The following is a 2,335-nucleotide window of genomic DNA, read 5'->3' on the forward strand; positions in this document are numbered from 1 at the left end:
GACGACGCCGGGTTTCTTGCGCATCGGCGAGGCTATCGCAAAGCTCGGCCTGCCGACGGTCATCGTCCAGGAGGGCGGCTACCTCTGCGACGAACTCGGCGACAATCTCACCGCGTTCCTCACCGGCTTCGGCGGCAAGACGCGGTGAATGCTCAAGCCAGCGTCAGGAGCGCTGCTGCCTGAGCATGGCGATCACACGGTGTACGCTCTCCAGCGTCTGGTCGATTTCGGCTGCAGTGTTGTAGTGGGCGATGCCGATACGCACGACGCCATGCTCGGCCGGAATGCCGAGCTGGTGGACGATCTCCCAGGCATAGTTGTGGCCAGACCACAGGAAGATGTTTTCGGCGTTCATCTGCCGCACGATCGTTTCGGGCACGATGCCATCGACGGTGAAGGAAACCGTCGGCACGCGCTCGCCGAGCCGCTTCGGATCGGTGATGCCGTGGATGGTCAGGCCCTCGACATCGGACAGGCCATCGATCAGCTGTTGCGCCAGCGGGTTTTCATAGGCGATCGAAACCGCAAACGCCTTGGCGATCTTCTGCCTTCTTGAACCGCCCTCGCCCGCCGCCGCGCCAAGGTCGGCAAAGTAGTCGACCGCGGCGGTGAGACCGGCCATCAGCTCGATCTGCGGCGTGCCGAGTTCGAACCGCTCCGGCAGGCCGTTGGAAGAGCAGCGGCACTTGTAGGGCTCCAGCGTCTCGACGACGTCGCGCCGGCCCCACAATATGCCCATATGTGGGCCGAAGAATTTGTAGGCCGAGCAGATCAGGAAATCGCAGCCGAGCTCCTGCACGTCGATCAGACCGTGAGGCGCGAATTGGACGGCATCGACATAGACAAGGGCGCCGGCATTCCTGGCCATCGCAGTCAGCGCCTTCACCCGATTGATCGAGCCGGTCAAATTGCTGGCGTAGTTCAACGCGACCAGCCGTGTCTTCTCCGAAAACAGACCGGCCAGCGTCGCCTCTTCGACCTGCCAGCTCTTTTCATCGAACGGCAGCCAGCGCACGACGAGCCCGAGATCCTCGGCCAGCTGCAGCCAGGGCGACACATTGCCCTCATGGTCCATGCGGGTGAGGATGATCTCGTCGCCGGGCTGCATCGTGCGGCCGAGCGTGCGCGACATGTGATAGGTCAGCGTCGTCATGTTGGCGCCGATGATGATTTCCTCGGGGCTGGCGGCGCCAAGGAAATCGGCCATGGCCTGGTGCGCGTCGTCGACGACGGCCTGCGCGGCGACCGTGGTTTCGAAAAAGCCGCCAAGGTTGGCATTGGTGGTCAACAGGCAGCGCGACACCGCGTCCGCCACCGCCTGTGGCACCTGCGTGCCGGCAGGATTGTCGAGATAGATGCGGCGGCGGCCCTTGTCGGTCAGGAAGAGAGCCGGAAATTTTTCACGCACTGCCTCGACTGGAAAATTCATTGCTGCTCGCTCCCGTTGTAATCATTGGATATTCGGCCTGCGGCCAATCCCGTTCAAGGACAGGGATTGCCGACCCGCTGGTGGATCGCGTCCACCGCCTTCTGCATTTCTTCGGTCCAGGTGACGTCGACAGAAGACAGCGCCATGTCGAGCTGCGAAAGCGTCGTTGCGCCGACGATGTTGGAGGTTACGAACGGCCGGCTCGAGACATAGGCATTGGCAAACAGTGCCGGCTCCAGGCCAAAGGAGCGCGCCAGCTCATTGTATTCAAGTTGTGCTTCAGCGGCACCTGGCGTCTCGTAGCGCTGGCCGCGATTGAACAGCTGCGAGCGGGACCCCTGCGGTCGCGCGCCATGGTCGTATTTGCCGGTGAGATAGCCCTGTGCCAGCGGCGAATAGGGCAGTAGCGACACTTGCTCGCGCTCACAGACCTCGGCGAGGTTCACCTCGAAAGTGCGGTTGACGAGATTGTAAGCGTTCTGGATCGACGCGACGCGCGGGCCGATGCCCTTGTCGGCTTCGGCAAGGAACCGCATCACGCCCCAGGAACTCTCGTTCGACAGCCCGAAATGGCGGATCTTTCCCGCCTTCACCAGTTCGTCGAAGACGCCAAGCGTCTCGGCGATCGGTGTTTCGTCGGCCGGTGCGCCGACGGAATCGGCGCGCGGCGACACGGCGCCGACGCGCGTCGGGTTGCCGCCCCAGGGGATATCCCGCTCCGGCCAGTGGATCTGGTAGAGGTCGATATAGTCGGTGCCGAGCTTGGCCAGCGACTTGTCGATGGCGTCAAAGATGTCGGCGCGCACCAGTTGCGACGGCCTGTCGCCGCGAAACCAGCTGTTGGCCGTGCGGCCGACGACCTTCGAGGCCAGGATCACCTTGTCGCGGTTGCCCTTGGCTTTCATC

General features: G+C 63.2%; 2 protein-coding genes and 1 pseudogene. 1 reads left to right on the top strand and 2 read right to left on the bottom strand.

Features of this window, described 5'->3' with window-relative positions:
• Positions 1-148 (top strand): annotated as a pseudogene (locus EN984_RS39080) (histone deacetylase family protein); the annotation flags it as partial.
• A 15-nt stretch (positions 149-163) separates the two neighbouring features.
• Here EN984_RS39080 and EN984_RS31585 read toward each other — a convergent pair.
• Both EN984_RS31585 and EN984_RS31590 read right to left on the bottom strand, forming a co-directional pair.
• The gene (locus EN984_RS31585; RefSeq protein WP_127267822.1) at positions 164-1,429 is read right to left on the bottom strand and encodes a cysteine desulfurase-like protein; all 1,266 of its coding nucleotides are present in this window, start codon (positions 1,427-1,429) and stop codon (positions 164-166) included.
• 53 nt (positions 1,430-1,482) lie between these two features.
• Positions 1,483-2,335: aldo/keto reductase (locus EN984_RS31590; RefSeq protein WP_127384219.1), on the bottom strand; the 853-nt coding region annotated here is incomplete at its 5' end.

It is taken from the genome of Mesorhizobium sp. M7A.F.Ca.CA.004.12.1.1 (assembly GCF_003997835.1).
Classification (GTDB): domain Bacteria; phylum Pseudomonadota; class Alphaproteobacteria; order Rhizobiales; family Rhizobiaceae; genus Mesorhizobium.

Bases quoted from the DNA above. Each gene is read 5' to 3' on its own strand.
- EN984_RS31585 (WP_127267822.1), bottom strand. From the start codon at position 1,429: ATGAATTTTCCAGTCGAGGCAGTGCGTGAAAAATTTCCGGCTCTCTTC.